24 protein-coding genes and 1 tRNA gene are annotated in these 26403 nt (G+C 45.9%); 6 read left to right on the top strand and 19 right to left on the bottom strand.

Annotated elements, in window-relative coordinates:
* Positions 1 to 11: 11 nt before the first annotated feature.
* The 4 genes from speA to SPICA_RS08125 are packed head-to-tail and all read right to left on the bottom strand — an operon-like array spanning position 12 to position 5146.
* The gene (gene speA / locus SPICA_RS08110; RefSeq protein WP_013969047.1) at positions 12 to 1934 is read right to left on the bottom strand and encodes a biosynthetic arginine decarboxylase; all 1923 of its coding nucleotides are present in this window, start codon (positions 1932 to 1934) and stop codon (positions 12 to 14) included.
* Positions 1935 to 2831, bottom strand: a complete 897-nt coding sequence (gene aguB / locus SPICA_RS08115) for an N-carbamoylputrescine amidase (protein WP_013969048.1) — start codon at positions 2829 to 2831, stop codon at positions 1935 to 1937.
* The gene (locus tag SPICA_RS08120; protein ID WP_013969049.1) at positions 2828 to 3922 is read right to left on the bottom strand and encodes an agmatine deiminase family protein; all 1095 of its coding nucleotides are present in this window, start codon (positions 3920 to 3922) and stop codon (positions 2828 to 2830) included. The genes aguB and SPICA_RS08120 overlap by 4 nt, the downstream gene beginning before the upstream one ends.
* Positions 3923 to 3961: 39 nt before the next feature.
* The gene (locus SPICA_RS08125) at positions 3962 to 5146 is read right to left on the bottom strand and encodes a DUF8084 family protein (protein ID WP_013969050.1); all 1185 of its coding nucleotides are present in this window, start codon (positions 5144 to 5146) and stop codon (positions 3962 to 3964) included.
* Positions 5147 to 5280: 134 nt separating this feature from the next.
* Here SPICA_RS08125 and SPICA_RS08130 point away from each other — a divergent pair, with 134 nt between their 5' ends.
* From SPICA_RS08130 to SPICA_RS08145, 4 genes are all read left to right on the top strand, one after another.
* Positions 5281 to 6507 carry an NADP-dependent isocitrate dehydrogenase gene (locus tag SPICA_RS08130; protein ID WP_013969051.1) on the top strand — a complete coding sequence of 409 codons (1227 nt, stop codon included), beginning with the start codon at positions 5281 to 5283 and terminating at the stop codon, positions 6505 to 6507.
* Between the two features lie 196 nt (positions 6508 to 6703).
* Complete coding sequence (locus tag SPICA_RS08135; RefSeq protein WP_013969052.1) at positions 6704 to 7348, top strand: redox-sensing transcriptional repressor Rex; 645 nt, start codon at positions 6704 to 6706, stop codon at positions 7346 to 7348.
* Positions 7349 to 7353: 5 nt separating this feature from the next.
* On the top strand, positions 7354 to 8391 hold the full coding sequence (locus SPICA_RS08140) for a class I SAM-dependent methyltransferase (RefSeq protein ID WP_013969053.1): 1038 nt from the start codon (positions 7354 to 7356) through the stop codon (positions 8389 to 8391).
* Positions 8391 to 8954: a hypothetical protein gene (locus SPICA_RS08145; RefSeq protein WP_041396187.1), complete on the top strand. Its 564-nt coding sequence runs from the start codon at positions 8391 to 8393 to the stop codon at positions 8952 to 8954. The genes SPICA_RS08140 and SPICA_RS08145 overlap by 1 nt, the downstream gene beginning before the upstream one ends.
* 90 nt (positions 8955 to 9044) lie before the next feature.
* Here the strand turns inward: SPICA_RS08145 and rpmE are convergent, their stop codons facing one another.
* The 10 genes from rpmE to SPICA_RS15440 all read right to left on the bottom strand — a co-directional run bounded on the left by rpmE (position 9045) and on the right by SPICA_RS15440 (position 15811).
* Positions 9045 to 9248: a 50S ribosomal protein L31 gene (gene rpmE, locus SPICA_RS08150; protein WP_013969055.1), complete on the bottom strand. Its 204-nt coding sequence runs from the start codon at positions 9246 to 9248 to the stop codon at positions 9045 to 9047.
* A 23-nt stretch (positions 9249 to 9271) separates the two neighbouring features.
* Entirely contained in the window at positions 9272 to 11005 is a 1734-nt protein-coding gene (rho, locus tag SPICA_RS08155) for a transcription termination factor Rho (protein ID WP_335328885.1), read from the bottom strand.
* 284 nt (positions 11006 to 11289) lie between these two features.
* Positions 11290 to 11769, bottom strand: a complete 480-nt coding sequence (locus SPICA_RS08160; protein WP_013969057.1) for a CinA family protein — start codon at positions 11767 to 11769, stop codon at positions 11290 to 11292.
* Positions 11766 to 12227, bottom strand: a complete 462-nt coding sequence (locus tag SPICA_RS08165; protein WP_013969058.1) for a bactofilin family protein — start codon at positions 12225 to 12227, stop codon at positions 11766 to 11768. Before SPICA_RS08165 ends, SPICA_RS08160 begins: the two co-directional genes overlap by 4 nt.
* Before the next feature lie 12 nt (positions 12228 to 12239).
* Positions 12240 to 12461 (bottom strand): tetratricopeptide repeat protein, encoded by a 222-nt coding sequence (locus SPICA_RS08170; RefSeq protein WP_013969059.1) that lies wholly within the window; start codon positions 12459 to 12461, stop codon positions 12240 to 12242.
* Positions 12462 to 12477: 16 nt separating this feature from the next.
* Positions 12478 to 13203: a response regulator transcription factor gene (locus SPICA_RS08175; protein WP_013969060.1), complete on the bottom strand. Its 726-nt coding sequence runs from the start codon at positions 13201 to 13203 to the stop codon at positions 12478 to 12480.
* 27 nt (positions 13204 to 13230) lie between these two features.
* Complete coding sequence (gene lnt, locus SPICA_RS08180; protein WP_013969061.1) at positions 13231 to 14847, bottom strand: apolipoprotein N-acyltransferase; 1617 nt, start codon at positions 14845 to 14847, stop codon at positions 13231 to 13233.
* The gene (locus SPICA_RS08185) at positions 14844 to 15182 is read right to left on the bottom strand and encodes an HU family DNA-binding protein (RefSeq protein WP_013969062.1); all 339 of its coding nucleotides are present in this window, start codon (positions 15180 to 15182) and stop codon (positions 14844 to 14846) included. Before SPICA_RS08185 ends, lnt begins: the two co-directional genes overlap by 4 nt.
* 69 nt (positions 15183 to 15251) lie before the next feature.
* Positions 15252 to 15524 carry a 30S ribosomal protein S20 gene (gene rpsT / locus SPICA_RS08190; protein ID WP_013969063.1) on the bottom strand — a complete coding sequence of 91 codons (273 nt, stop codon included), beginning with the start codon at positions 15522 to 15524 and terminating at the stop codon, positions 15252 to 15254.
* A gap of 116 nt (positions 15525 to 15640) precedes the next feature.
* Positions 15641 to 15811, bottom strand: a complete 171-nt coding sequence (locus SPICA_RS15440) for a hypothetical protein (RefSeq protein WP_013969064.1) — start codon at positions 15809 to 15811, stop codon at positions 15641 to 15643.
* 224 nt (positions 15812 to 16035) lie between these two features.
* Between SPICA_RS15440 and SPICA_RS08195 the strand changes: the two genes are divergently transcribed.
* Together SPICA_RS08195 and SPICA_RS08200 are read left to right on the top strand one after the other, a co-directional pair.
* A complete protein-coding gene (locus SPICA_RS08195; RefSeq protein ID WP_013969065.1) occupies positions 16036 to 16482 on the top strand; it encodes an RrF2 family transcriptional regulator in 447 nt (148 codons plus the stop codon).
* A gap of 16 nt (positions 16483 to 16498) precedes the next feature.
* Complete coding sequence (locus tag SPICA_RS08200) at positions 16499 to 18010, top strand: hypothetical protein (protein ID WP_013969066.1); 1512 nt, start codon at positions 16499 to 16501, stop codon at positions 18008 to 18010.
* A gap of 100 nt (positions 18011 to 18110) precedes the next feature.
* On the opposite strand, the gene SPICA_RS08205 is transcribed toward SPICA_RS08200, so the two are convergent.
* The 5 genes from SPICA_RS08205 to mfd form a co-directional block, all read right to left on the bottom strand.
* Entirely contained in the window at positions 18111 to 20552 is a 2442-nt protein-coding gene (locus SPICA_RS08205; protein WP_013969067.1) for a helicase C-terminal domain-containing protein, read from the bottom strand.
* Between the two features lie 62 nt (positions 20553 to 20614).
* A tRNA-Glu gene (locus tag SPICA_RS08210) sits at positions 20615 to 20689 on the bottom strand.
* A 124-nt stretch (positions 20690 to 20813) separates the two neighbouring features.
* Positions 20814 to 22055 (bottom strand): RelA/SpoT domain-containing protein, encoded by a 1242-nt coding sequence (locus tag SPICA_RS08215; protein ID WP_013969068.1) that lies wholly within the window; start codon positions 22053 to 22055, stop codon positions 20814 to 20816.
* 128 nt (positions 22056 to 22183) lie between these two features.
* Positions 22184 to 22927, bottom strand: a complete 744-nt coding sequence (locus tag SPICA_RS08220) for a lysophospholipid acyltransferase family protein (protein WP_013969069.1) — start codon at positions 22925 to 22927, stop codon at positions 22184 to 22186.
* Between the two features lie 56 nt (positions 22928 to 22983).
* Positions 22984 to 26385, bottom strand: coding sequence for a transcription-repair coupling factor (mfd, locus tag SPICA_RS08225; RefSeq protein ID WP_013969070.1), 3402 nt, complete (start codon positions 26383 to 26385; stop codon positions 22984 to 22986).
* Positions 26386 to 26403: the final 18 nt, after the last annotated feature.

The following is a 26403-nucleotide window of genomic DNA, read 5'->3' on the forward strand; positions in this document are numbered from 1 at the left end:
TCTTTACAGTATTACAATCTCCTGCGGGAGTCTACCTGGAGGTAGGTGTAGCGTTTAAGGCCCGCTTCGTAATCTGCTAAGATCTTCATACCTTCGTTGGGTTTTACCACATCCTTTTTAATGGCCTGCTCCACCTGGGTTTTAATGGAACGGATGAGTTCCGCAATGGCATACTCATTTTCTTCCAAAACTTCCCGGATGGTATCCCCTTCGATAATTTCATCAATATACCATCCGGCTTCCTCGTCGCTGTCCAGGACGATGTGGGCCTCATCCATGCGGCCGAAGAGGTTATGCATATCCCCCAGGGTATCCTGGTATGCTCCAGTCAGGAATATACCCACGTAGTAGGGCTTGTCGTTCAAGTCATGGAGCCAGAGGTATTCCCGCTGGTCCTGGTCTTCCCCATCGCCGATAAAGGTGTCTACCTTACCATCCGAATCGCAGGTGATATCCGCAATGGTCCCCTTAATAGTAGGTTCTTCGTTAAGCCGGGTAAGGGGTGTCATGGGGAAGAGCTGGCCCAGGGCCCATGAATCCGGCAGGGAACGGAAGACGGAGAAGTTTAATAGGTACTGATCTTTAAGTCCTGCCACCAGTTCCTTCATTTCTTCGCTCATCCGCGCCTTGCCTTCATAATGGCGGCTGATTTCTGCTAAAATTTCCCAGGAAAGGGATTCCACGACTGCTCGGCTCTGTAAATCCAGGTACCCCAGATCAAAGAGGCTCATAGCCTGCTGGCGGTAAAACACCAGGTCGTGGAAAGCTTCATCGTAATGCCCCGCATCGACCGTTTCTTTGACCTCCAGAATGTCCCGGACTACCTTCGGGGCATTTTTAGGAACTACAAGATTTTTAATAGTATTGAGTTTGGCAATGCGTCCAAAGGCTTCTACAGCAATCATAGAATGATGGGCTACCAGGGCACGGCCGCTTTCTGACACGATGGTAGGATGTTCTACTTTTTCTTCATCGCAGATATCCATGATGCCATAAACAATTGTATTGGCGTATTCCCGCAGGCTGTAGTTGGCTGAAGAGGCAACCGTACTGCGGCTGCCATCGTAATCCACCCCAAGACCGCCCCCTACATCAATATATGAAATGGGACAGCCCATACGTACGAGCTTGGCGTAAAAGCGGGCACCTTCCCGAACACAACGGGTAATGACCTGAATGTCCGGGATTTGGCTTCCCACATGAAAATGCAGAAGGGTTACACATTCTTTGAGTCCTGCCTGTTCAAGCAGGTTCATCGCTTCCAGGAGGTCCACCGTAGAAAGGCCGAATTTAGCCGCTTCTCCCGATGAAGTTGCCCATTTACCGGAACTTCGGGTGGCGAGCTTGATGCGGATGCCAATATAGGGTTTTACGCCCATTTCCTTGGATAATTCGATGAGGCCCTTAATTTCTTCCAGCTTTTCAGCAACCACCACAACTTTTTTGCCAATCTTACATCCCATAAGGGCAAAACGGATAAACTCGTCGTCCTTGTAACCGTTACAGAGGAGCAGCCGGTTACCATTTTTATGAATGGAAAGGGCTAGAAGCAGTTCAGGTTTGCTCCCCGCTTCGATCCCGAGGCCATAGGCTTCACCGGCGTCCATGAGGGTTTCTACCACCTCACGCATCTGGTTTACCTTGACCGGATACACTCCCTGGTACTGGCCCTTGTAACCGGCTTCCTCAATAGCCTGAGCAAAGGCTTCATTAATCCGCTTTACCCGGTCCTGCAGAATATCCTGAAACCTGATATGGAGGGGAAGCCGCAGACCCCGCTTTTTGGCTTCTTCTATAACATCGATAATACGGATGCGGGCACCGTCTTTACAGGGTTCTACGGTAATACAGCCATCTTCATCGATATTGAAGTATCCGGAACCCCATTTTGAAACACCATAGAGTTTATTTGCGTCTTCCCTTGTCCAGGCCATCTAATTGCTTCCTTTGCTGCCGATGTGGGTATTTTTTCCATCGTAGGTAGCCAGTGCGGTATATACATCGGGACGCCGGTCCCGGAAAATGCCCCAGGCACTTCGGGTGCGACGAATCGCATCCAGATCAAAGGTGTGAACCAGAATGGTTTCGCTGGTGCGGTCCGCCGATGCAACGAGCTGGCCATGTTCATCGGCAATAAAGGAAGAACCATAAAAGGTGATGCTGGAATCTTCTATTTGCTCCTTGCCGACCCGGTTTGCCACAATGACAGGCACCAGATTCGCCCCCGCATGGCCCCGCTGAACGATACGCCAGTGTTCCATAGAATCGATGGATGCATCCTGGGGTTCTGAACCAATGGCGGTGGGATAAAAGAGCAGCTCCGCCCCTTCCAATACCATAGCCCGGGCAAGCTCAGGATACCACTGATCCCAGCAGATCCCCACGCCGATAGTTCCGTAGGCGGTGGCCCAGACCTTTACCCCCAGATCTCCCGGGTTAAAATAGAATTTTTCTTCATAGCCGGGACCATCCGGAATATGGCTTTTCCGGTACACACCCAAGACGGTGCCATCCGCATCGATGACCGCAATTGAATTGTAATGGGCCTTATTGGCCCGTTCAAAAAAGCTCACCGGAATTACGACGGACAATTCCTTCGCCACCTGCTGGAAGTGACGGATCGCCGGATTGTTTTCCGGTTCGGTGGCAAGATCAAAATACTCAGGCTTTTCTTTCTGGCAAAAATAGGGAGTTTCAAATAATTCCTGAAGCAAGATTATTTGGGCCCCTTTTGCTGCGGCTTGGCGAAGGAACTGGTCTGCCTTTGTAATATTTTCTTCCCTGTTCCATGAACAGGACATCTGCACTGCCCCTACGGTAACATTTCTCATGACTGCTCCTTGATACCCTTTGGAATCTGCTGGGTTATACAATGTACATTTCCACCACCCTTTATAATTTTCATCCCGTCGATGGGAACAATCTTCCTTTCCGGATACTGTTCTCGCAGTATCCCTAAGGCCCGATCATCGGCCTTTTTCATTTCCGCATCCCCATCTTTGCCAAACACCGGCACAATAAGTCCGCCGGAAACGGGATAAAAATTGATGTAACTCAGGGTAAGGCTTTCGCCCCTACAGGTACGCCGGGGCGGCTCTGGAATCGTAACAAATTCCAGTTTCCGGCCCCTTGCATCGCGACCTTCTTCCAGAATCGTCAGGTTTTTCTTGCTGTTTGGCATGTTAGGCGAATCAGGGTCCGCTGCAACCTGAATGAGTACCCGGCCGGGTTCAACAAAACAAGCCAGGTTATCCACATGACCATCGGTTTCATCCCCCCAAAGACCACGGTCCAACCAAATGACGGTCGAAACCGAAAGGTAGGACCTAAGATATGCTTCGATAGTTTCTTTGGAAAGTGAGGGATTTCTGTTTTTCGCCAGGAGACACTCTTCTGTGGTCAGCAGGGTTCCTTCTCCATCCACGTGGATGGAACCACCTTCGAGGATAAGAGGCGCATCATAACGGGGGAGACCGAGCTTTTCCAGAATACGGGGAGCTAGTTCATTATCCGCTTCATAGGGATGGTACTTTTTTCCCCAGGCATTGAATTGCCAATTAACACCTGCCCGCCGGCCATCCTTATGAACAAGGATTGTGGGACCATTATCCCGGACCCAGGAATCATCATGGGGAAAATCCCAGACTTCTACCGAGGCAGGAAGCCGTTTCCGGGCATCATCATAGGGAACATAACCCTTTGCATCTACCGAGGACCGGGCAATCATATAGAGCTGTTCAAATTCAGCGATAGCCCGGGCAACTTCCACATAGCCCTCCCGGGCTTCTTCTAAACCATCGAGCCAGGCTTCAATCCGGACAGGCCAAGACATAAGGGTTCCTTCCCGGGGAAACCATTCAGGAGGCATCCAGAAATCATCTTCACGGGGAGTTCGTAAAGTAGAGGTATTAATCGTTTTCACAAATTATGTTGTATAGCATTACAAGATGCCGTGCAAGTACTAAATAATAAGCACTAAATTTACCGATGCAGTACCTTTTCCCTGCCGTTCTTTAACAGCAGCCTCAAAATGAACACCCATATGTTCACAGGCTTCTCCAATAAATGATAAATAATACCATCCAAGCCCATCATCTCCATAGGGACCTGTTCCGTGTTCATAGAGCTCCTGTAAACTTCTTTCACCCAGCGAAATACGGCCCCGTTCATCAAACATCCGTTTGGTATCCTCAAAACTGCTGGACCCATCATACAAGCTCAGTTTCAGCCGGTATCGCCAGCGTCCCAGGGACCATCGTTTGGAAAGGGACCACACCATAATAGAAGCTAAACCATGGGGTAATTTAAGAATAAGTTCTTTTCGTTTATTAGGATTTTCAAGAATAGCACGAATTTCCGAAGGTTTTGTTTCTGGGCCCAGCAACTCGATTAAGGTGGAACGTTCGGCGGCACTCATCAACTCAAGGACCATAAGCGAAAGATAATCCGCCAGATCAACCCTTTCTAGAACAGAATGAATAATTTTTATAATATCCTGTTCAATTTTTTGCCGTTCCAAGGGGCTACTGCAAAGCAACACGAAATAGATGAGGGGATCAACCGTATCCAACAGCTCTTTTATAAAGTAAATAAGCCGTTTTCGTTCATCATCGGTTCTACGTTGGTCAATAAGCAGGCTTTTCATGATGGGCTCAGCAATTTCTTTTTTTATTACATCTATTGCATCAGAACGGCTTTTTAAGGCATTTTTCAGTTCAACTGGCGATACAGCATTTTGGGCATCCAAAGACTGATGTGGATGAGCCCGGTTCCATTTAGCTATTACCTCTGTCCGTACAGCCCGGTCAATAATTGTAGAATTAAAATAACCATACAACATGGAAAACACAACAAGCCGCGCCAGATCACCTATTTCGCCTTTCACAGAGCTTAAATCAGTAACTGGGAACTCAGCTTTGTCAACAAATCCCGCCAAAAGCAGCCGCTTAAGCCAGGGAATATCTACCATTTTTAACTTAAAACCATATCGAGTATCACCCTCGGGGGTCGTAAAAGAATGTAATCCCGTTGCTCTATTTTTAAAAAAGGAAGCACCCTCTTTCGTTAAAACTATTTTTGATTTTAAATCAATACAATGGGGTTTTTCTCCCATGGTATGCTGTGTAACAGCTTGTCCATTTGTCACTGTCGGTACCTCCGACCCTTTTTGTTGTGATACCATACTCTATTGTATCATGATCTGACGGATTGACAAGAGGGAAAAAATCGTTGCAAATATATGCAGAATTTTTGCATACCCATACATTTTGGAGGCCCTTCATGGCAGGCAACACCGCAACAAACAAAAAAATCACCATGACCAATCCGATCGTTGAAATAGATGGAGATGAAATGACCCGAGTGCTCTGGGCATTAGTTAAAGAAAAACTGATTCTTCCCTATGTGGATTTGAAAACTGAGTATTATGATCTTGGTCTTGAAAACCGGGATGCCACCGATGACCAGGTAACCCATGATGCGGCCAAGGCTATTCTGAAACATAAGGTTGGAGTTAAATGTGCTACCATAACCAGCAATAATGCCCGTAAAATTGAATACAATTTGAAACATCTACACCCCAGTCCCAATGCAACTATCCGGGCTATTCTGGACGGGACTGTGTTCCGGAAACCCATTATTGTAAAATCCATACAGCCCACAGTGTCTACCTGGAAGAAGCCCATTGTGATCGCCCGTCATGCCTACGGGGATGTTTATAAAAATGCAGAACTAGCCATTCCCGGCCCAGGGACTGTAGAACTGGTCTATAAAGGTACCGATGGTACAGAACAGAAAATTCTTGTATCAGAAATGAAAGGACCTGGTGTGGTTCAGGGAATGCACAACCTGGATGATTCTATTGCCAGTTTTGCCCGAGCTTGTTTTCTCTATGCTTTGGATGAAAAACTGGATCTCTGGTTTGCGACCAAGGATACCATTTCTAAAATTTACGATGGACGCTTTAAAGAACTATTCCAGCATATTTACGACAGAGAATTTAAGGCTGCCTTTGAGAATGCAGGAATTCACTATTTTTATACCCTTATCGACGATGCGGTTGCCCGGGTAGTAAAAAGCGAGGGCGGCTTCCTCTGGGCATGTAAAAATTATGATGGGGATGTGATGAGTGATATGATTGCCAGTGCCTCCGGCAGCCTGGCCATGATGACCAGCGTCCTTGTATCACCCAATGGAGCATTTGAATATGAGGCAGCCCATGGAACCGTACAGCAGCATTATTACCGCTGGAAACGGGGTGAAAAAACGAGCACCAATCCGGTAGCCCTCATCTTTGCCTGGACAGGAGCCCTGGCAAAACGGGCCGATTTGGACAATAACGGTGCTTTGCAAGCTTTTGCAAAACAGCTTGAAGCGGCTACTCTTAACACCATTGAGTCGGGAGAAATGACAGGTGATCTTGCACGGCTTGCGAACCCTACACCTCAAAAAACTCTGGACTCTTGGGAATTTATTGAGGCTATAGCAAAACGTCTAGAAAGAGATTAAACAAAGCGCTACAAAGGATCCTGCCTATAAGACTGTCCAACTTATACCCTGTTTAAACAGGGTATAATCAATCTGCAAAGGACTCACTAAAAACTAAGCATGGACAGCTTTGTTTTATCCTCAATTTATCGATATTTCTTGACTAATATGCCCTTTTCCCCTTATGGTACTATAATACACAGGAAAGGAATAGATTATGGCTAAACAAAAAATCCCTGCAACACCCTCCATACGCCGCCTACCATCTTATCTTCACATAATCCGCCAAGCAGAAAAAGAAGGGGACGAGTATATTTCAGGAACCGTTATTGCCAATGAACTCAATCTTGAACCTATTCAAGTACGCAAGGATTTAGCTATTACGGGGATTATTGGAAAACCTAAAAAAGGCTACCCAGTGCATGCCCTGATTACTGCTATTGAACACTTTTTAGGCTGGGATTCAATCAGGGATGCGGTACTCGTTGGAGTTGGCAACCTGGGTTCCGCACTCATGGGCTACCAAGAATTTCAGTTTCATGGCCTCAATATTGTAGCTGCCTTTGATAAGGATCCCAAAAAGATTGGTTCTACAGTTCATGGTGTACCGATACTACCCCTCGATACTATGGAACTACAGGTTCGGAATCTTGGAGTCCGAATGGCAATCCTTACGGTACCATCCGTTGCAGCCCAGGAGACTACCGATTTATTAATTAAAGCCGGTATTACTGCTATTTGGAATTTTACTAATGTGAAACTCAAGGTTCCTGATAACGTTGTGGTACAAAAGGAAGACCTCTCTTCCGGATATGCCATGCTCTGTGTGATGATTCAAGCTAAAAAATTAGAGGGTCGATAAATCGGTTGTTTACAATACAGAAAGAAAAAACTAATTACCAAGCAGAACTATTACGCAACCGGCTTACGAAACGATACAAACATCTTCGGAAATGGGCGAAACGGGTTGGAGTAGATGCATACCGGCTCTATGACCGGGACATTCCTGAAATTCCTTTACTCATTGATCTTTATGGTGATGCTGTTTCGGGGGCATTGTATGAGCGTCCCTACGAGAAGGATCAGCAGGAAGAAGCTGTCTGGCTTTCGATTATGAAACATGTTATTGCAGAAACCCTTGAGCTTTCCATTGATCAGATTTTCATCAAAGAGCGCAAACGTCTTCGAAATCGGGCTGAAGGCCCTGCCCAATACCAGAAAATCGACTCAAAAACAGTAATTCGACAGGTACACGAAGGCGGACTTACCTTTCAAGTAAATCTTTCGGATTATCTTGATACGGGTCTCTTTCTCGATCACCGTTTAAGCAGGGCTTACATCCGTAACGAATCGAAAGGACGGCGGGTCCTTAATCTATTCTGCTACACCGGTTCCTTTTCAGTATATGCCGCCAGTGGGGGAGCAAGTCAGGTAGATTCGGTCGATTTATCGAACACCTACCTCGACTGGGCTCACATAAATTTCAAGCTTAATGGCTTTGCAAGCGATCATATAGCTCCAGAGGATTATGTAAAAGGCCCACAGCAAAGAGGAAAAAATCTGCTGATTCGGGCGGACGTTCTTCGATTTTTACAGGAAGCGGTAAAACGGAAACTTCATTGGGACCTCATTGTTTTAGATCCTCCAACTTTTTCAAATTCAAAAAAGATGGCCGACATTTTGGACATCCGCAGGGATTATAAGGAACTCATTGACCTCTGTTTAACCGTGTTGAATCCCCAAGGGCTGCTTCTGTTTTCAACCAATGCTCGATCCTTTCATTTTGATTCAGAGTATTTTGTTTCTACCTATCAGAGAATTGTCATAAAGGACATCACCAGAACTACGGTTGATGAAGATTTTCGGGATAAGAAGGTTCGACTATGCTATACTCTCGAAAAGTAATGTATCTTTTTCTTGCTGGAATCCTTACTAGCTGCTTGGGTCTTATTGTAGCTTGTACAAGTTTGTCTCAGAAAGGAATAAGCATAACTCAAGGCAACGGTAAACCAACAGCACAATTTACCCAATCAAAACAACAGGAAACAAAACATAAGAAAATTGATCCAGGACTTTCAGACCCTGCTTTTAAAAAATTGAATACAGAGGTTCTTGCTTATCTCAATACCCTTGCAGAAGCATTCTCTAGCAAAAACAAGTCTTTGTTACTTGCTCAAGCAGAACCTTACTATCAGAAGACCTACGAAAACCTCTATCCTGTCAATGAATATCTTGCCATGCTGTACCGTATTGGTCCTTACAGTACGGAAACCCCCTTTGGTTTCACCAAGCGCCCTGCCCTCAATATAAATGAAATAACCGGCATAACCTATACTGGTTGGGATGAACTGGGTCCCGTTTTGGAAGTCCGGGGAAAGATTTTTTTTCAAAATGGAAAAGCTGAACCCTGCAGAATTATACTGCTGTGGCGACTCGGAGAAATTAAAATTAAGGGCTTTGAACCATAAACTTTAATAGTCCAGCCGTCCTCAGACTCGACCGGCCACACACAAAAAAAGGCTGTCCAGCACCGGTGCTGGACAGCCTTGCTCTGGCATTTATTCTTTAATGTTGAACTTCTTCCGGAACCGTTCGATACGTCCGGCTGTATCAACCAGCTTCTGTTTGCCCGTAAAGAAAGGATGGCATGCAGAGCAAATTTCCACATGAATATCCTTTACTGTAGAGCGAGTTTCAATGACGTTGCCACAAGCACAGGTGATTTTTGTCAACTCATACTTGGGGTGGATACCCTCTTTCATCTATGTTTCCTCCAAAAAAAATGCTAATCCATTGCTGCGGTGCCTGTATTCATAGACCGCAGGAACGCTTCATTATTCTTACTTTTCTTCATCCTGTCAATAAGGAGCTCGATAATTTCTATGTCATCCATGGGGTTAATTACCTTACGGAGTACCCAAATTTTCTGAAGTTCTTCTTCCGTTAGGAGTAGCTCTTCTTTTCTGGTACCTGATTTTTTAATATTGATGGCAGGAAAGAGCCGCCGGTCAGAAATGCGCCGGTCCAGGTTAATTTCCATATTACCGGTACCTTTAAATTCTTCGAAAATGACCTCATCCATACGGCTGCCGGTTTCAACCAGGGCGGTGGAAATAATGGTAAGGCTTCCACCTTCCTCAATGTTCCTGGCTGCACCAAAGAACCGTTTTGGCTTGTGAAGGGCGTTGGAATCCACACCACCGGAAAGTATCTTTCCCGATGTTGGCACGGTCTGGTTATAGGCTCGAGCAAGGCGGGTAATGGAGTCTAGGAGTATGACTACATCTTTTTTATGCTCCACCAGACGTTTTGCCTTTTCAAGAACCATTTCAGCCACCTGAACATGTCGGGTAGCCTGTTCATCAAAGGTAGAGGAAATAACCTCGGCCCGAACGGTTCGTTCCATATCGGTTACTTCCTCAGGCCGTTCATCAATTAAAAGAACAATGAGATATACCTCAGGGTGATTCCGGGTAATTGCATTGGCAATCTTCTGCATCATAATGGTCTTACCGGTCCGAGGCGGTGCTACAATCAGAGCTCGCTGGCCCTTACCGATCGGACAGAACAGATTTATAATCCGGGTTGATATTTCTTCAGTGGTAGTTTCCAGGTTCAGCTTTTCGTTTGGATACAGAGGGGTCAGGTTATCAAAGGGTATACGGCTTTGAGCAACTGCGGGATCATCATAGTTTACCGTTTCGACCCGCAGCATAGCAAAGAACCGCTCCCCTTCCTTAGGACTCCGGATCTGACCAAAAACAGTATCACCAGTTTTTAAGGCAAAAAGCCGAATCTGGCTTGGACTAATATAAATATCATCAGGACCAGGAAGGTAGGAATTCTGGGGACTTCTCAGGAAGCCATATCCATCGGGAAGTATTTCCAGAGAACCATAAGCATAAATAATACCGCCCCGCTCCGTATGTGCTTTCAGAATAGAAAAAATAATTTCCTGCTTCTTCAGGGTGACCATATCTTCATGGGAAATACCATAAAAATTGGCCAGTTCCCGAAGATCCTTCATGTTAAGCCGGGTAAGTTCATTTATAGACAGCCGGGGTTTCCCATTATCCTGATCATTTCGAGGTTCAGGACGACCATAAATATCGGGCATTACAACAGTAGGCCGGCCCAAGGGTGGTAACACTGTTTCGGACCGTTGACCCGTTCCATCCTGAATCCCATGTCCTCCAGAGTGGCTGCGATCAAAGGGTCTGCGACCTCTTGGTCTCATACCTGTGTGGGATTGAGGCGTTGAGAGTTCTGAATCACTTTGTTGAGGCTCGTTAGTATCTGTGGTTTGTGTAACTTCTAATTGGACAGGAACATCTGTAGTGTCCCTGGAAGATGGCTCAGACACTTCAGACTTACGCCTGGAACGGGTCCGTATCACAACGGTTTTTTCTGCAGGTTCATTTTGTACTTCACTGGAGGTGGTTTCACCGTCTTCACTAGTTTCACCAGTTTCATTATTTTGATGATTTTCAGAATTCTCGCTGTCTTCCGTTTCGATCATTGCCTGTAAGGGAGCTGCTTCTTTCTGACTGGGCACTAGATCAAATTCGACTTGATTAACTTGACCTGCTTCCATAGGTTCTTCGGTTGCCACAGTTCTCCGTTTTCTGATGATTGCCATTAATGTTCTCCGTTATTTCGAATACCGCGTCTACGTAAAGTTGTAGAACGGGAAATAGAGTTAATTTTGATAGATAAAGTTGAAAAGCCAAAAATTAAATCCTGTAAGATTATGTATTTAGTTTGGAAGGCGTATAAATACTATAATAACACTTTTACAGTCTGTCAAGAACCAAGGATTTGCAGTATCATTTCCAATGCCTTCTTTGTTCCCTGTTTTCGTATTCTCTGTCGACTCCCCCTTACATGATATTCTGTGCTCACCGGTTCCATTCCACGTTTTACGACACTAATCCAAAGGGTTCCAACTGGAATTCCTGTTTCATCAGATTCAGGACCGGCAATTCCAGTTATTGCCAGGGCAATATCAGCGGTACTATGCTGTAACGCTCCTATCGCCATGGCTTCAGCAATAGGTTTGCTTACCGGTCCAAATTGTTTAATGGCATTTTCATCAATATTCAGCATTTTTTGCTTCGCAGCATTCTGATAACAAACAAAACTTCCCCATAACACTGACGAAATACCAGGAATAGCTCCTAATGTGGCTGCTATAAGTCCGACAGTACAGGATTCTACACAGACTAATGTTAACTTGTTATTTTGTAGTGCTTCGAATACTTTGAACGCAATAGTACTTGTCATTGTAAAGAAATTGATCGCCTTAATTCAGCTTTTATTTCTTCAGTGGGCCGTGAGAATATTTCTATATAGTCTTCCTTATCGGTCATACTACATCGGCCTTCAAACATCACACCATCGGCAATTCTTAATCGGTTTGCAGTTACATCTCCTTGAACTACCGATCCTGGAAGCATATCAACCTTATCCACAGCGATAATCTCTCCACGAACAGTCCCCTCAACAATAAGGGATACTACAGAAAGATGATCGACCTCTACCACAGCATCCTTATCCACTATAAGGGACCCCTGACCTTCAATGGTACCTTTAAAAACACCTTTAATACAAAGGGTATCTTTAAACCTCAGATACCCTGAATACCGTGTTTCCTTACCAAAGGTCGTTACAGGATTATCGAGACCATTATCAGCGCTAGAAACCTTACGTTTCACATCGTTCTTAGTTGTGTTTTTAACCATGTATCATTTCACCTATTTCGTTGTCATAACAAATACACCATCCCAATCTTCAGGGGGTGGATTATCTATATAATGTTTGCACCGTAAATAATAAACCTTGGAAGGACCATCATTAGGATCGACACGCAACGCATCGGAAAAAAATTGCAGGGCCTTGGAAAAATCCATCAATTTATAATACCGTCTCCCCTCTGCAAAAAGCTCCAAGACCTTCTTTTTTTCTTCAGAAATCATGGTCCCTCCCCATTGGTTATTCCTGATGCAGACTCTTCCTGAACTGATGTTGGAGAGTCTTAAGTTCAATTTCATGCTGTTTAATTTTTTCTTTTTCTTTTTCTACTTGTGCTATCTTAGCATCCAATTCCGCCAGTTGATGTTTAAGAGAATCAGAACTTGAACGAATAACTTCAAGCATTTTTTTAATCTTATCAGAATCCGGAACCTGTCCTTCTGCGAACTGTATCTGCTGAGCTGCGGTTTCTATTCCCTTCACGGATGCAGCACAAGCCTCAAGCAAACGCTTCAATTCACGATTAAGTTCCTCGCTTAACACAAGTTGCCGTTCCCGAGTCGCAATCTGGGAAAAGAGTTCCCGATTCCGTAAAACCGCACGAATTCTAGCTAGTACTTCAGAAAAGTTATAGGGTTTAGTTATATAATCATCCACACCGAGTTCAAACCCCTCTACTTTATCCTTTACATCATCCATAGCTGAAAACATGATGATAGGTATTTCTTTATAAGCCTGATAATCAGGAGTATTTTTTAAGGTTTTAGTAACCTCCCATCCTGACATTTTGGGCATGATATTATCGAGAATGATGAGGTCTGGAGTGCATTTTCGTACCTTCTCCAGGGCTTCCAGGCCATTTTCTGCCTTTTCGACATGGAAACCAAGTTTTGAAAGCATCACATCAAAAAATTCGAGGTTAATCTGTTCATCGTCAACAATTAATATTTTCTTTCGTGCATCCATTAAGTTGTTCCATCCTTTAATATTATCTCATATTGTCCTATGACAGGCCCGTATTGTCAATCTTATGATACCAATAATCATGCAGATCACCGCTAGTACGACAAAGAGCTGAGCAAGAATATCCCCATACTTTGTATACCAGGTGCTTACGGAAAGTAAAGGGACATCCACAGTTAGTTGAGTCTCAGTAAAAGCAGGAGCCATTGCAAGTATCCTTCCATTTGGATCGATAGCACAGGTTTGGCCGGAAGCGGTCGACCTGACCACCGAACGTCGGTTTTCAATTGCACGGAAAACGGCCATTGTGGCATGTTGCATTTGAGCTGGCAAACTTTTCGACCAGGCGTCGTTGGTAAGATTAACAATAAGTTGAGCGCCGTGATTCACAAAGCGCCGTGAAATATATCCAAAGGTATCTTCGAAACAAATCGGTGTTGAAAATGTAATTCCATTACTCTCAAATACTGTTATTTCGGTTCCCTTTTTCCAAAAATGGGTATCCGCATTGCGAAGGGCTTCATACACTAGGGGAAGCTGTTTTTTGTAAGGAAAATGCTCGGTAAAAGGAACAAGATGCATTTTCCGATATACCGCTTGTTCTTCTCCCTTATGAAAAAGTAATACCGCATTGTAATCTACCCGATCCCAGATGCCATCTTCGGTTATTTCTTTTCGAGCATCGTCATTTCCAATAACATAGGGGATATCTTGGGTAGCAAGAAAATCCAGTAAATCCTTCACCAGTTCATAGGATTCTGGGTCGTCCCTATAGGTCTTATGCCAATAAATCCGCGGAACAAAGGCTGTTTCAGACCAGACGACAAAATCAGGTTTCTTTTCCTGGCTCACCGCTTCGAGGGAGAGCCGTTTCAGGTTATTAAAATTCTGCCTATATGCCGCTATACCCCCTCGCCATGGATCCGAATTGTGCTGTATCAGGGCAAGACGAGCAACCGGGGCTTCCTTGTATGAAACCTGAGCGTTATAACCATACATGAGGCTTATAAAAAGAGCTATTATCCAGAGAGAAAGGGTTAACCATTCTTGTTTTACAAATTGCATGATAGATTTCTCACTACTACTCTTTAGAAACACCAGTAATCTTGCTACATAGGCCGAAGGAAATACAACTAAGGCTGAAACAGCCCAGACCCCGAAAAGAGATGCTATTTGAATAAGTGGAATCATTGCCCATTGGGAATATCCGGTAATACCATAGGAATACCCTAGAAACCCCTGAGTTCGCAGATATTCATAGGCTAACCAGAGAAGCCATTGTACAAGATAATATTTCTGAGGGAATGACTTTTCAGAAAGTTTAAGCAAGGGAAACAATAGTGCAAAATAGGTAAGATAGATACAACCAACAATGAGACCAGCCAGAGGATGAAATACACTAAGCCAATAATTAAATAAACCATAGGCAGTGTATCCATATAAGGCACCCCATATAAAAGAAGCACCCAAACTTATTCTGGAAATAAGATAAAAAACTGGAGCATAGGAAACCCATGCCAGAAAAGGAATACCTTGAGCTGTTAAAAGATTAGGAAAAGAAAGAGCAAATAGGACCGCTGCTAAAAGGATTAATACTATATTAAAAAAATTATTTTTAATTAACTGCCGTTTTACAGACGGCATCATGTATCATCTCCGCCGACCCCTGACCCGGCATTGAGTGTCGTAATATTCCATACACCCTTTTTTAATTCCTTTCCAGGACGAAAAGCGGCCACACCATGAGAAGAAACAGATACAGTGGCACCGGTCTTCGGGTTTCGGGCTTTTTGACGTCCCTTCCGGAGTCGAATCTCAAAGGTACCAAAGCCCCGCAGTTCTACAACCTGTCCATCCATAAGACCCTGCTTAATAACTTCAAGCACTGAGTCGATGACCCCATGGATATCTTTTTTATCCATGCCAGTTTTTTGATACACTGAATCAATGATGTCCGCTTTGGTAAGCTTAGATCCGGCCATCTTTCCCCCAGGTCATCAGAAAATTTGAGTTGCTCCCTATAAGGGAGCAACGAACGACATGAACAGCAGCTATGCAGATTTTGAATTGTTTAAAAGGATCTGCATGCGAGACTTTTTGCGAGCCGCAGCTTTCTTATTGATGATACCCTTCTGGGCAGCGCTGTCAAGCTTCTTAATCATTTCTTTAAAGGATGCCTCAGCTTCGACAGTATCCTTTTTCTGAACTGCGGTTACAAATTTCTTTACACTAGTACGAACAGCGCTTTTTACCGCCTTATTGCGAAGTCTGCGCTCTTCACTTTGCCGATGCCTTTTTTCGGCAGAAGACTGCTTTGTTGCCAAAGGAAAACCCCCACTCATCTACTATTGATTACCTGATAACCTATCAAATAAGTTCAGTTCTGTCAATGAAAAAGCCCCGCAATCGGGGCCCTCTGTTACGGCGTTCGGTCCGATGCTTATTTAAAATCGGAGGGGCGCCGCTCTACCCGCTTACACTTTTCACATTCGGCAACATTTTTAATTTTGCCGTTTTCAAAAAGGGTCTTCATTTTTATTTCGCCACCGCAGGAGCAGAAAAACTTCTGGGTTGCACTGGTCGTACGAGCGTTCTTACTGGCCTGAGCCATGGGTCCTTCTCCTTGCCGGAAAAACCGGCGATTCGCATGCTATATATAAGTATCCCTCAAGGGTCCTTTATTTGCTCAAAATAAGATACAATAGAGCGCAAGACTCTGTCAACCATTGATGGACCTTGTGTATAAATTAAAAATAGTTTAATCTGATAGTCATTCATTTCATACGTTTCTATAAATTGATTTTTTTAGAAGTTTTCTTAAGAAAGAGGTTGTATATGCGAATAACAACTCGAGGTAGATACGCCCTTCGGGCAACATTGGCCTTAGCACGGCTCAGTATGGATGGCTCACCGGTTTCAATCAGTCGATTATCAGAGAAAGAACAAATTTCCTCGGTATTTCTTGAACAGATATTCTTTAAATTACGAAAAGCAGGGATTGTAGAATCGATTCGTGGACCAGGTGGTGGGTTTAAAATCTCACAACCTCTCGACCAAATTACTATTAAAAATGTACTGGATGCGGCTGGCGAAGGGCTTGTTCTGTCTCCTTGCGGAAATATAAAAAAAAGTTGCAGCCATCTCAATGATTGTATTTCCTATGCCATTTGGGCAGAAGCAACAGAATTAGTAAATAATTTCTTTTCTAGTATGACCTTAGGATCTATTATAAAAAAGTATAGCGCCCAGTTTGACAACAATATTGCCTCATGTAAGGACTGATATAAAGGGGAAATCGATGAAAAAAAACAAGAGTGATGAACGGGCTTATAAAAAAATAGTAGATGTTCTTAAATCACAGAGGCAGGGGATAACCATAGCAGATATTACCGCCAAAACAGCGTTACCTCTAGAAACAGTTAAAGAACTTGTCGTCATTGCATCCGATGAATTTTCAGGCCGGTTACAGGTAACCGAATCGGGTGAAATCCTCTATTCCTTCCCTCGAGGGTTTCAGAGCAAATACCGTGGACCGATGGTCGCTTTTAAAAAACTAGTAAAAGCTCTTAAAAAGGGTGCCAAAACCGTTGGAACCTGGCTTTTTAAAACCTGGATTATGCTCATGCTCGTGGGTTATTTCATCTTATTTATGGCTATTGCATTGGTAGCCCTTCTTGCAAGTACGGTGATCTCCGTATCAGGTTCAAGCGATAACCGCTCAAACTCCCGCCGTAATGATGGCATCGGCAGTTTTTATGCGGTCAGCTATATCCTGGATCTCATCATCCGTATCTGGTTCTACTCAGAAGTTTCCAAATCGATAGACCGATCGGTGTATGGTTATAATTATCGGGCGGCGAAACCCAAGGGACGGCCCCTGCACCATGCGGTGTTTTCCTTCGTCTTTGGGGATGGGGATCCGAATGCAGATTGGGAAGAGCGGGAACGGAAGGCAGTTATTTCTTATATTCAGGCTAATAAGGGTATCATTAGCCTGCCTGAATTTATGATCCTTACCGGCGCTGCTCCCCAGGATGCTGAGCAGAAAATAAGCCGCTATTGTGTTGAATTTGGCGGGATGCCCGAGGCCAGCGAAGATGGTACGGTTTTATATCGATTTGAAGCCCTCCTGCTCCGCTCTGATACTCAGGACAGATCCTTTGCAGGCCTATCAGCCCCAATAAAACGGCTCCAGGTGTTTTCTAAAAACAGCAAAAAAATGAATTCCTGGTTTGCAATTATCAACGGAGTAAACCTGGTTTTTGGATCCTATTTTCTCTATTTTGCCAGCACCCTGGGACCGATTGTTTCCAATACCCAGGTGCGGGGATCCAGTTATCTCTATGCCATCGCTTTCATTCTGTTCAGCGGTTTTTTTAATAATCCACTTGGGGCCATCACGATTATACTGGGTTTCGTACCTGTTTCCTTTGCAGTGCTCTTTTATCTGATTCCAGCTGTACGGTACTATAACTTACGTAAAACAAATGAACAGATAAAACTTGAAAACCTGCGAAAAACCCTCTATCAACAGGTCTGGGAACATCCCCAGTTGGTTCATTTGGAAGATGTACATCCCGCCGCAGAGGAATATCGGCCCAAGGATTTTAAAACCAAAACAGAACTGCTTATTAAAGAACTGGGAACCTACAGTATTCCTGAAGTTAAGCTTGCCGATGATGGATCTACCATCTATTCGTTCCCAGAATTAGAACGGGAAAAACTGGTTATTTACAAAATCCGTTCTTCCGTGGATGCAAGCCAGTTTAAACTGGGGAACACTATTTTTGACAGCCACAGCACTACCTGAGATGCAGGACGGGATCGCTGAGAGTACCTCTGAATACACCACAGTAGGGCACCCTAAGGTATGATTGGTAACGGACTTGCTCCAGGACGCTGAAGCATCCTCAGCGGTTTTGCAGAAAGGTTTCTGTTTTTTCTAAAATTAAATCAAAGTCTCCAAAAGCCTGCCGGGTTTCCGGCAGGGATCGGATAAATAAACTGCCATAACGCTTTTTTAATATGCGTCCATCGAGAATCGCAACCACCCCATGATCGGAGGAAGTACGCATCAGTCGGCCAAAGCCCTGTTTCAGTTTCATCACCGCTTCGGGCAGGGACAACTCCATAAAGGCACTGCGCCCTTCCCTTTCAAGGGCTTCACAGCGGGCTTCATATACCGGGTCGCTGGGAATACGGAAGGGGAGCCGGCAGAGAATAACCAGCCGTAAGGTGTTTCCCGGGGCATCTACCCCTTCCCAGAATGAATCGGTTGCAAAGAGCACACTGCTTTCATCCTGCAGAAAATCTTGCAGGAGCCTTGACCGGTCCTGGTCACCCTGTTTAAGACAGCGGATTCCAAGTCCCTGGAGTTCCTCCCGCGCATATTCATAGGCCTGTTTGAGGGCTGTATACGATGTAAAAAGAACCAGGGCTGATCCGCCTGAGGCGGCAATAAGCCGGCTCACCGCTGTATTAACGAAAGCATCATATCCTGCTTCATCGGGCAGGGGACTGTCGGTAGGTGCGGCCAGAAGCACCGCCCTGTCATAGGGAAAGGGAGAGGGAAATATGCCGCTTAACACGTTTCGGTCCGTCTCAAACTCCAGCCCCACCCTTCGCTTCCAGTAATCGAAACGGTTATCGATGGTAAGGGTGGCCGAAACACAAATAATGGTCTTAAACTGGCTCCACAGTGCTTCCTGAAGGGATGTAGCAATAACAATAGGTGTTATAGAAAAACGGGCAAACCCATCATTGCGGCGGCCATTCATCAACTCAATATAAAAAACCGATTCGCCCTTCTCTTCAAATTCGATAAAGGAGCCCGCGATGCTTCCGATTTGCTCAATTCTCCTGATGATTGCCTTGAGTTCCCAGATCAGGGGGTCATCCTGAAGGTCCTCATGCAAGGTTTCCAGAGCATTATGCAAGGTTCCGCAGAGCTTAGAGATGGACTGCCGCAGTTCCCTCATGGCAGGGAGTAATTGGGCACTTACAAGCTGTTTCTTTTCAGAGGTAAGGCGAAACACCCCTTCAGTACCCAGCAGCGTCTGGGCGGCCATATCAAGCTGATCCATGGATGCTTTGACGGTTTGTATCGCCCCATCGATGGTTTCCAGGAATTGGTCCGTATCGAGGAAGGAGGCGAGGCGAACTGCGAGACCATAGCTTTGCATCCGTTTTTTACGGTAGAGCCGGTTCATAAGGCGCATCAGGCTCATACGGCTGAAGGTTTCTGAAAAGAAGGATGTGGCCGAATGTTCCATGGTGTGGGCTTCGTCCACAATAATCCGCTGATAGGGAGGCAGGACCACGGTCTGCTCATAGCCCGCCCCATCACTTCGGGCAGAGAGGTCTGCAAAGAGCAGGTGATGGTTCACCACCAGAATCTGGGCATCGGCGGCTTCCCGTTTCAGGGCCTGGACAAAACAGCGTTCCCGTTCGGGGCAATGCATGGCAAGACAAAGGTCCGGTTCAGAACAGATACGGGACCAGAGGGTCTCGTCGGGCACAAAGGGTAATTCGGACTTACTGCCTGTGCTGGTGGTTTCTGACCAGCGAACTATGGCCTCGAGCTGTTCGGCCTGCTGTTCCAGGTCCAGATCCCCCTCATGGAGGGCATCCTGAAGACGCCGAAAGCAGAGATAGTTGGACCGGCCTTTAATAAGAACGGCTTTTACCGGCTTTTTGAGTATCCCTGCAACCAGCGGAATATCCTTTTCATAGAGCTGCTGCTGAAGGGTTATGGTGGCAGTGGAAATAAGGACCCGTTCCTTATTTAATATGGCATAGGCCATGGCCGGCAGTAAGTAGGCAAAGGACTTTCCTACCCCGGTGCCTGCTTCAGCACAGACAATAGCATCAGTATTAAAACCTTTTATAATAAGCCGCATCAGGTCGAGCTGGCTTGGCCGGCTTTCATATTTGGAGAGACGATTTGCTATTGCGCCGCCGGGTTCAAGGGCGGATACCAGCTTATCCTCATCGAGGATTTTCTTTTCCTTCTTTGGGATTGGTTCTGCAACCACATAGAGCCGGCTTACCTCATTATTCACGATAAAAGAGCCTAGGCCGGCCTCTGCGGCCCTGGAAGCAATGGCTAAATCATTATCGCTGGGACTGAGCAGGCCCGAAGGATGGTTATGGATAAGCACATCCGCATCTTCATAGTAAACCGGCAGGGCTAAAACAGCCGACTCATGTCCCCGGGCAGCAATCTTGATACGGTCAACCATACCTGTAGCATCCAGAAAACCTAGGGCGAAGACCTCATTTCCATTGGCATCGGCAATTTCTTCGCGGAGTATCTCTATTGCTTCGGAGCTAAGCCTTTTATCAGACCGCATGGTTATCCTATATGGATTCTAAAAAAAGAGCCCGATAACGATTACTCGCTACCGGGCTTTGTTGGCATCTCCTAGGGGATTCGAACCCCTGTTGGCGGGATGAAAACCCGCTGTCCTAACCCCTAGACGAAGGAGACACGCATTTGCGCTTGACGGTTGTGAATATACCGAAAACACCTTTTTATGTCAATACATTTTGCAAGAAATTTTTGAAATTTTTAGTACCAATATTGATAAACCTGGCACGGCTTATGCTAAACCCTATTCGTTTAATTTTTTAAGAAGCAGATCCCTGAATCGAAGGGCCGATTCGTTATCTGGTTCTATTAAAAGGGCATTCTCACAATCTGCCAGAGCCTTTGGAATATCTCCAAGATGATAATAGGCCTGGCCTCTCCGGTACAGAGCAAAGAATTGGTAGGGATTAATTTGCAAGGCCAGGCTAAAGTCATCGATTGCCTCGCTGTATTGCTGGAGCACCGATTTTACGACCGCCCGGTAATAAGCCGCTTTGTAAGAACTCTGGTCATAGAGCAAAGAATGGGTAAAATCTTCAATAGCCTCTTCATATCGGGACTGAGCAAAATGGGCCATACCGCGATGTTTGTATATAATCGACTTCACATAATCATTAGGATTGGCCTGTAAAATACGGGTATAGAGAGCAACAGCCTTATCGAAATTCTCATTGTTATGGGCATAGAGGGCGTCGAGGAGAAGGTCATCAATAGACTCACCTCCTTTCGAAGGTTCTAATTTAAAGGTGGTCCTGGAGTGTCGCTCTTCGGTAGCAAGTTCTTCTTTAAACAAAAGACCATCGGTGGCTTCTTCGATCTTTTTAAAGAAGCTTTCCCGCCGTTTTCCCAGTTCCCGATTCAATTGCCGTTGATAATCCCGGATTTCCTGGAATACAATATCCGCCAGTGAAAGGCTGGCATTCACAGCGGCCAGCTTCCGTTTCATAGGTTCATCGAAGGGAGTAAATTCAGCTTTGTAGACCAGTTCGTGCTCAACTTCGGCCCAGGCATCCTGGAGTATAGTCCGTACCTGAATTTCCGCAATCTCACAGCCAGCTTTCCCTCGTTTTTTTATGATATCTTCCGGGATTTTGATAAGAATATGGGTAGACTCATACCCAAATTCCTTAAAAGAATAATTAGATCCCTTCCGTTCTACTTCGGTTATCTGAAAAGCATTTTGTATGGCCGTTTCAACAGATGAAATATCTTCGATAAAAGTGCAAACAATACGGATCCCCACAAGGTCATTAATAACCGGCTTTTTTGTTTTATCCTTCTGTTGCTGAAGCAGCCTAATATATTTTTTATAATAGCTTTGAAAACTTTTTGCCCTTCCCTTTACGGTCGGTCTGGGCCGCATTGTATGCAGAACTTCTTCGAGCCGGCTTTTAAGATCCTCTACAATGAGTACCCGGTTATGGTATGTTGTATCAAATTCTTTTTGCAATGTTCCTCTGTCAGGAAACCAAGAATGTTCTTTCATAAATACTACAGTATAACATAAAACAAGAATTGGCAAACCATACAAGAGAACAGTCTAGAAACACCTTGAGATGCGTTTACAAGACCTGTAGACCACCCAAGACGACAGAACACAAAGCCCTTGAAAATCTATCCGGCCAATTGGTCTAGTTCTTCCCTGATGAGTGCTTCTACCTGTTTTGGCAGGGCCCGCCTGGCTTCGGCATCCAGCGGAGCTGTTTCGATGGGATGAAGAAACTTTAGATGCACCGGTACTGACTGTATTAATCCCGTTTCTTCCCAGACAGAATAACTGCCATGAATGACCAAGGGAACTATGGGAGCATTTGCCAGGGTGGCAAGCTTAAAAGCCCCTGCTTTAAAAGGAAGTATGCCGCGACCTCGGCTCCGGGTTCCCTCGGGGAAAATAATCATGGAAGCACCTTTTTTGATTCGTTCAGCCCCCTGTTCTATGGCCCGTTTCCCCTTGGCAATATTTTTTCGATCAATAAAGAGGCCTCCCAGAAGCAATACCCAGAGATTCACAAAGGGAAGGAACAACACTTCCTTTTTTGCGATAAACCCAAAACGTCGGGGAATATAAGCCAGGGCGAGAATAACATCAAAATCACCAGGGTGATTCCCAATAAAACAGAGTCCGCTCCTGGGGGGGATGTGTTCAAGACCTTCTACGGTGACCTGGGCACCGGTTCCCCAGATAACACCCTGAGCCCACCAACTGGCCAGATGAATCAGAACCCAATCGGTAAAACTCTTTAAACCCAGCAGAGAAAGGACAAACAGCAGGACCCCAAGGGGTAAGAGGATAAGCACCGAAAGCCAGAAAAAGGTGAAAAATACAATTGTTCTTACTAGAGAACCCATCTGTTTCATGGTATCACTGCTCCTTCTCACAGGTGATCTTTATTATTCCAGATTATTATTCCACATTATTCGACCAGGGCGGCAAGTTTTTCCCGGATAAACTCACTCTTTTCATGAAGCCCGATGGCACCGGTTTGCAGGATGAGCACATTCGGCTGTTTCGGGTCCAATTTGACCTTACCGGCGCTTTCTTTCATCAACCTGATGAGCCGGTCTACTTTTACCCTGGAAACTTTAGCAAATTCAATCCGTACCATGCCCCCCCGCTCCTTAAGGGATGCAATAGAGAGGTCCTTGCAGATAATGCGAATTTCCGCCAATGACAGGAGGCTCTGCACCACATCCGGCAGGGGACCAAAGCGGTCCAGGAGTTCCGCATAAACCTGTTCCAGTTCATCCCTGCTCTGAATAGCTGCAATTTTCTTGTAGACTTCCATTTTTTCCTGGGCCGAATCGATATAGGAGTCGGGGATAAAGCCTGAATATTCCAATTCCAGGTAGGTTTCGTTTTCTACTTCATAGTTGGCATCCTGAAGCCGCTGAACCGCCTCATCGAGGAGCCGGAGGTACATATCAAAACCAACCGAATAGATGTCTCCCGATTGTTCCCGTCCTAAAAGGTTGCCCGCCCCCCGGATTTCCATGTCCTTCATGGCAATTTTAAACCCCGAACCCAGTTCGGTGAAATCGGAGATAACCTGGAGCCGCTTCATGGCAAGCTCTGAGAGGGCTTTGTCCTTAGGATAAAAGAGGTAAGCATAGGCGACCCGGTCTGAACGGCCTACCCGGCCTCGAAGCTGATAGAGCTGAGAAACCCCGTACATATCGGCCCGGTCTATGATGATGGTATTAACATTGGGTATATCAATACCGTTTTCAATAATGGTGGTGGAGACAAGGACATGAAAGCCCCCATGGATAAAACGGTGCATCACATCTTCCAGTTCATGGGGATCCATTTGTCCATGGGCTATATCGATGAGCATCTCCGGGACAATCCGTTCCAGCATGCGGCGTACCTCATCAAGGCTTTCCACCCGGTTATGGAGATAAAAAACCTGGCCGCCCCGCTCGACTTCCCGCCTGATGGCGGCGGCAATTCTATCCTCATTGAATTCATCAATGGTGGTTTCCACCGGATGACGGTTATAGGGCGGTGTGGTAAGGAGGCTCATGTCCCGGATTTTAAGGAGGCTCATGTGGAGGGTCCGGGGAATAGGTGTAGCACTCAGGGTAAGACAATCGATATTGGTCTTAAGTTCTTTGAGCCGTTCCTTATCCTTCACACCGAAACGCTGTTCCTCGTCTATAACCAGGAGGCCCAGGTCCTTAAAGACCACATCCTTTTGAATGATCCGGTGTGTCCCGACAAGAATATCAATCTCCCCCTTTTTCACCGCTTCCAGGGTTTTTCGGGCTTCAGCACGGTCTACAAAACGAGACAGCATGCCCAGCCGCACGGGAAACTGGGCAAAGCGTTCCTGGAAATTTTCATAGTGCTGTTCGGCCAGAATCGTTGTGGGTGCCAGGAAAGCTACCTGTTTTCCCCCCATGACAGCCTTAAAACAGGCCCGGACTGCAACTTCGGTTTTTCCGTATCCTACATCACCACAGACAAGCCGGTCCATGGGAAAGGGGCTTTCCATATCCCGTTTAATCTCTTCCACACAGCGGAGCTGATCCTCCGTTTCTTCATAGGGAAAGGCTGCCTCAAAGGCGGTCTGCCATTCCGTATCCTTAGGGAACGCATAGCCCTGAACAGCCTTTCGTTTTGAATAGAGGTCGATGAGCCGCTGAGCAATGTCTTCTACGGACTTTTTTACCCGGTTCTTGCGATTTTCCCAGCTTTTGGAACCCAGTTTGTCAAGCCGCGGTGCATTGCCTTCATTTCCGATGTACCGCTGGACCAGATTAACCTGTTCGATGGGCACAAAGACATATTCTTCATCGGCATATTCCAGTTTGATGTAATCCCGCTCATGGCCCAGGGCTTTTATCCGTTCTATACCCTTAAAGAGCCCAATGCCATAGTTAACATGGACTACATAATCCCCGGGATTCAGTTCTACAAAGGTATCGATGGCCGCACTGCGGGCGTGTTTCAGGGATCGGGGAATCCGTTTCCGGCGGCCGAAAATTTCGTTTTCCTGGACCACCATAAGTTTGATGTCCGGAAGGGCAAAACCAGTGGCCAGGGGCAGTACAATCACCGAAACATGCAAGTCCTTAAGGAGTTCTTCGAGCCGCAGGGCCTGACTTTCCGATTCTGCGGTAACAACAATCTGCCAGCCTTCCTTACTAAGGTTGGCAAACTCTTCCTTTAGGTAGGTGATGTTCCCGAAAAAACTGCGGGGAGGATCACAGGCAAGTCTGAGCCGGGTTGCATCGGCTTCCCCTGAGCCTTTTATGGTCTGGAAGGAGACCCGCCGGCCAGCCCATTGGGCCAGGTTTTTAAAGGTAAGCAGTATCCGGCTTGGGGCGGGAACAGGCCGTTCCCGCCGGGCCTTCCGATACAGGCCTTCATATTCCCGTTCCAGACTTTCCTGGGCATTTTCGAGCCGTTCCTTATCTACAAAAACAACCGTGGCCGATTCGGGGAGGTAGTCCAAAATTGTTGCAGCCTTTTCAAAGGCCAGGGAATAAAAAAGTTCTTCCCCGGAAAAGGTTTTCCTGGCTGCAAGAACATCAAGGAAATCGAGCTTTGCATCCTTAAATTCATCAAGCTCTAGTAAATTGTGCTGTAAAGTTTCGATCCGTTCCGGAGTCCATAGGACTTCCTTAAGGGGCCGCAGTACCACCTGGCCAACCCGTTCCAGACCGCTCTGGTCCTCCGGATTAAAACGCTTAATCGACTCAATTTTGTCAAAATCAAAAAGGATCCGGTAGGCATCGGTGTCACCGGCCATAAAAATGTCAAGAACTTCCCCACGAAGTGCAAATTCTCCATGAACCTGGACTTTGGGAACCCGGGTATATCCATAGCTGGTGAGGGTTTCCGCCAGTTGTACCGTATCAATCTTTTGCCCCTGCCGCAGGGTCTGTAAGTGGGATGCGATGTATGCAGCCGACGGCAGCGGGGTCAGAAAGGCCCGCTCCGAACAGACCAGCAGAGGCAAACTATTGGAACACAGCAGAGAAAGAATTCGGCTCCTCTCCCCAAAGGTTGCAGAGGCGGGAGCCAGATCCCGGTACGGGATGGTCCCCCACCAGGGGAACAGGTCTGGCTTTTGCCCCGCTGCCGCCAGGTCGGAAGCTACATCCTCTGCTTCCTGTTCAGTGGGACAGACCACCAGGATTGGACCCGGGGCTTTTGAGGCGAGTTCTGCAATCAATATAGATGCAAAGGAACCATCGGCCCCTTCCAGTTCCAGGGGAAATCGATTGCCTGCAAAGGCAGCGATAACATCCTGTAGGGCCTGAGATTTTCTTATCCTGTTCTGCAATGCAGGAAATAATAAGGTATTCATATTGTTTTACCGATTATG

Origin of the sequence: Gracilinema caldarium DSM 7334 (assembly GCF_000219725.1) — a bacterium.
Taxonomy (GTDB): Bacteria; Spirochaetota; Spirochaetia; order Treponematales; family Breznakiellaceae; genus Gracilinema; species Gracilinema caldarium.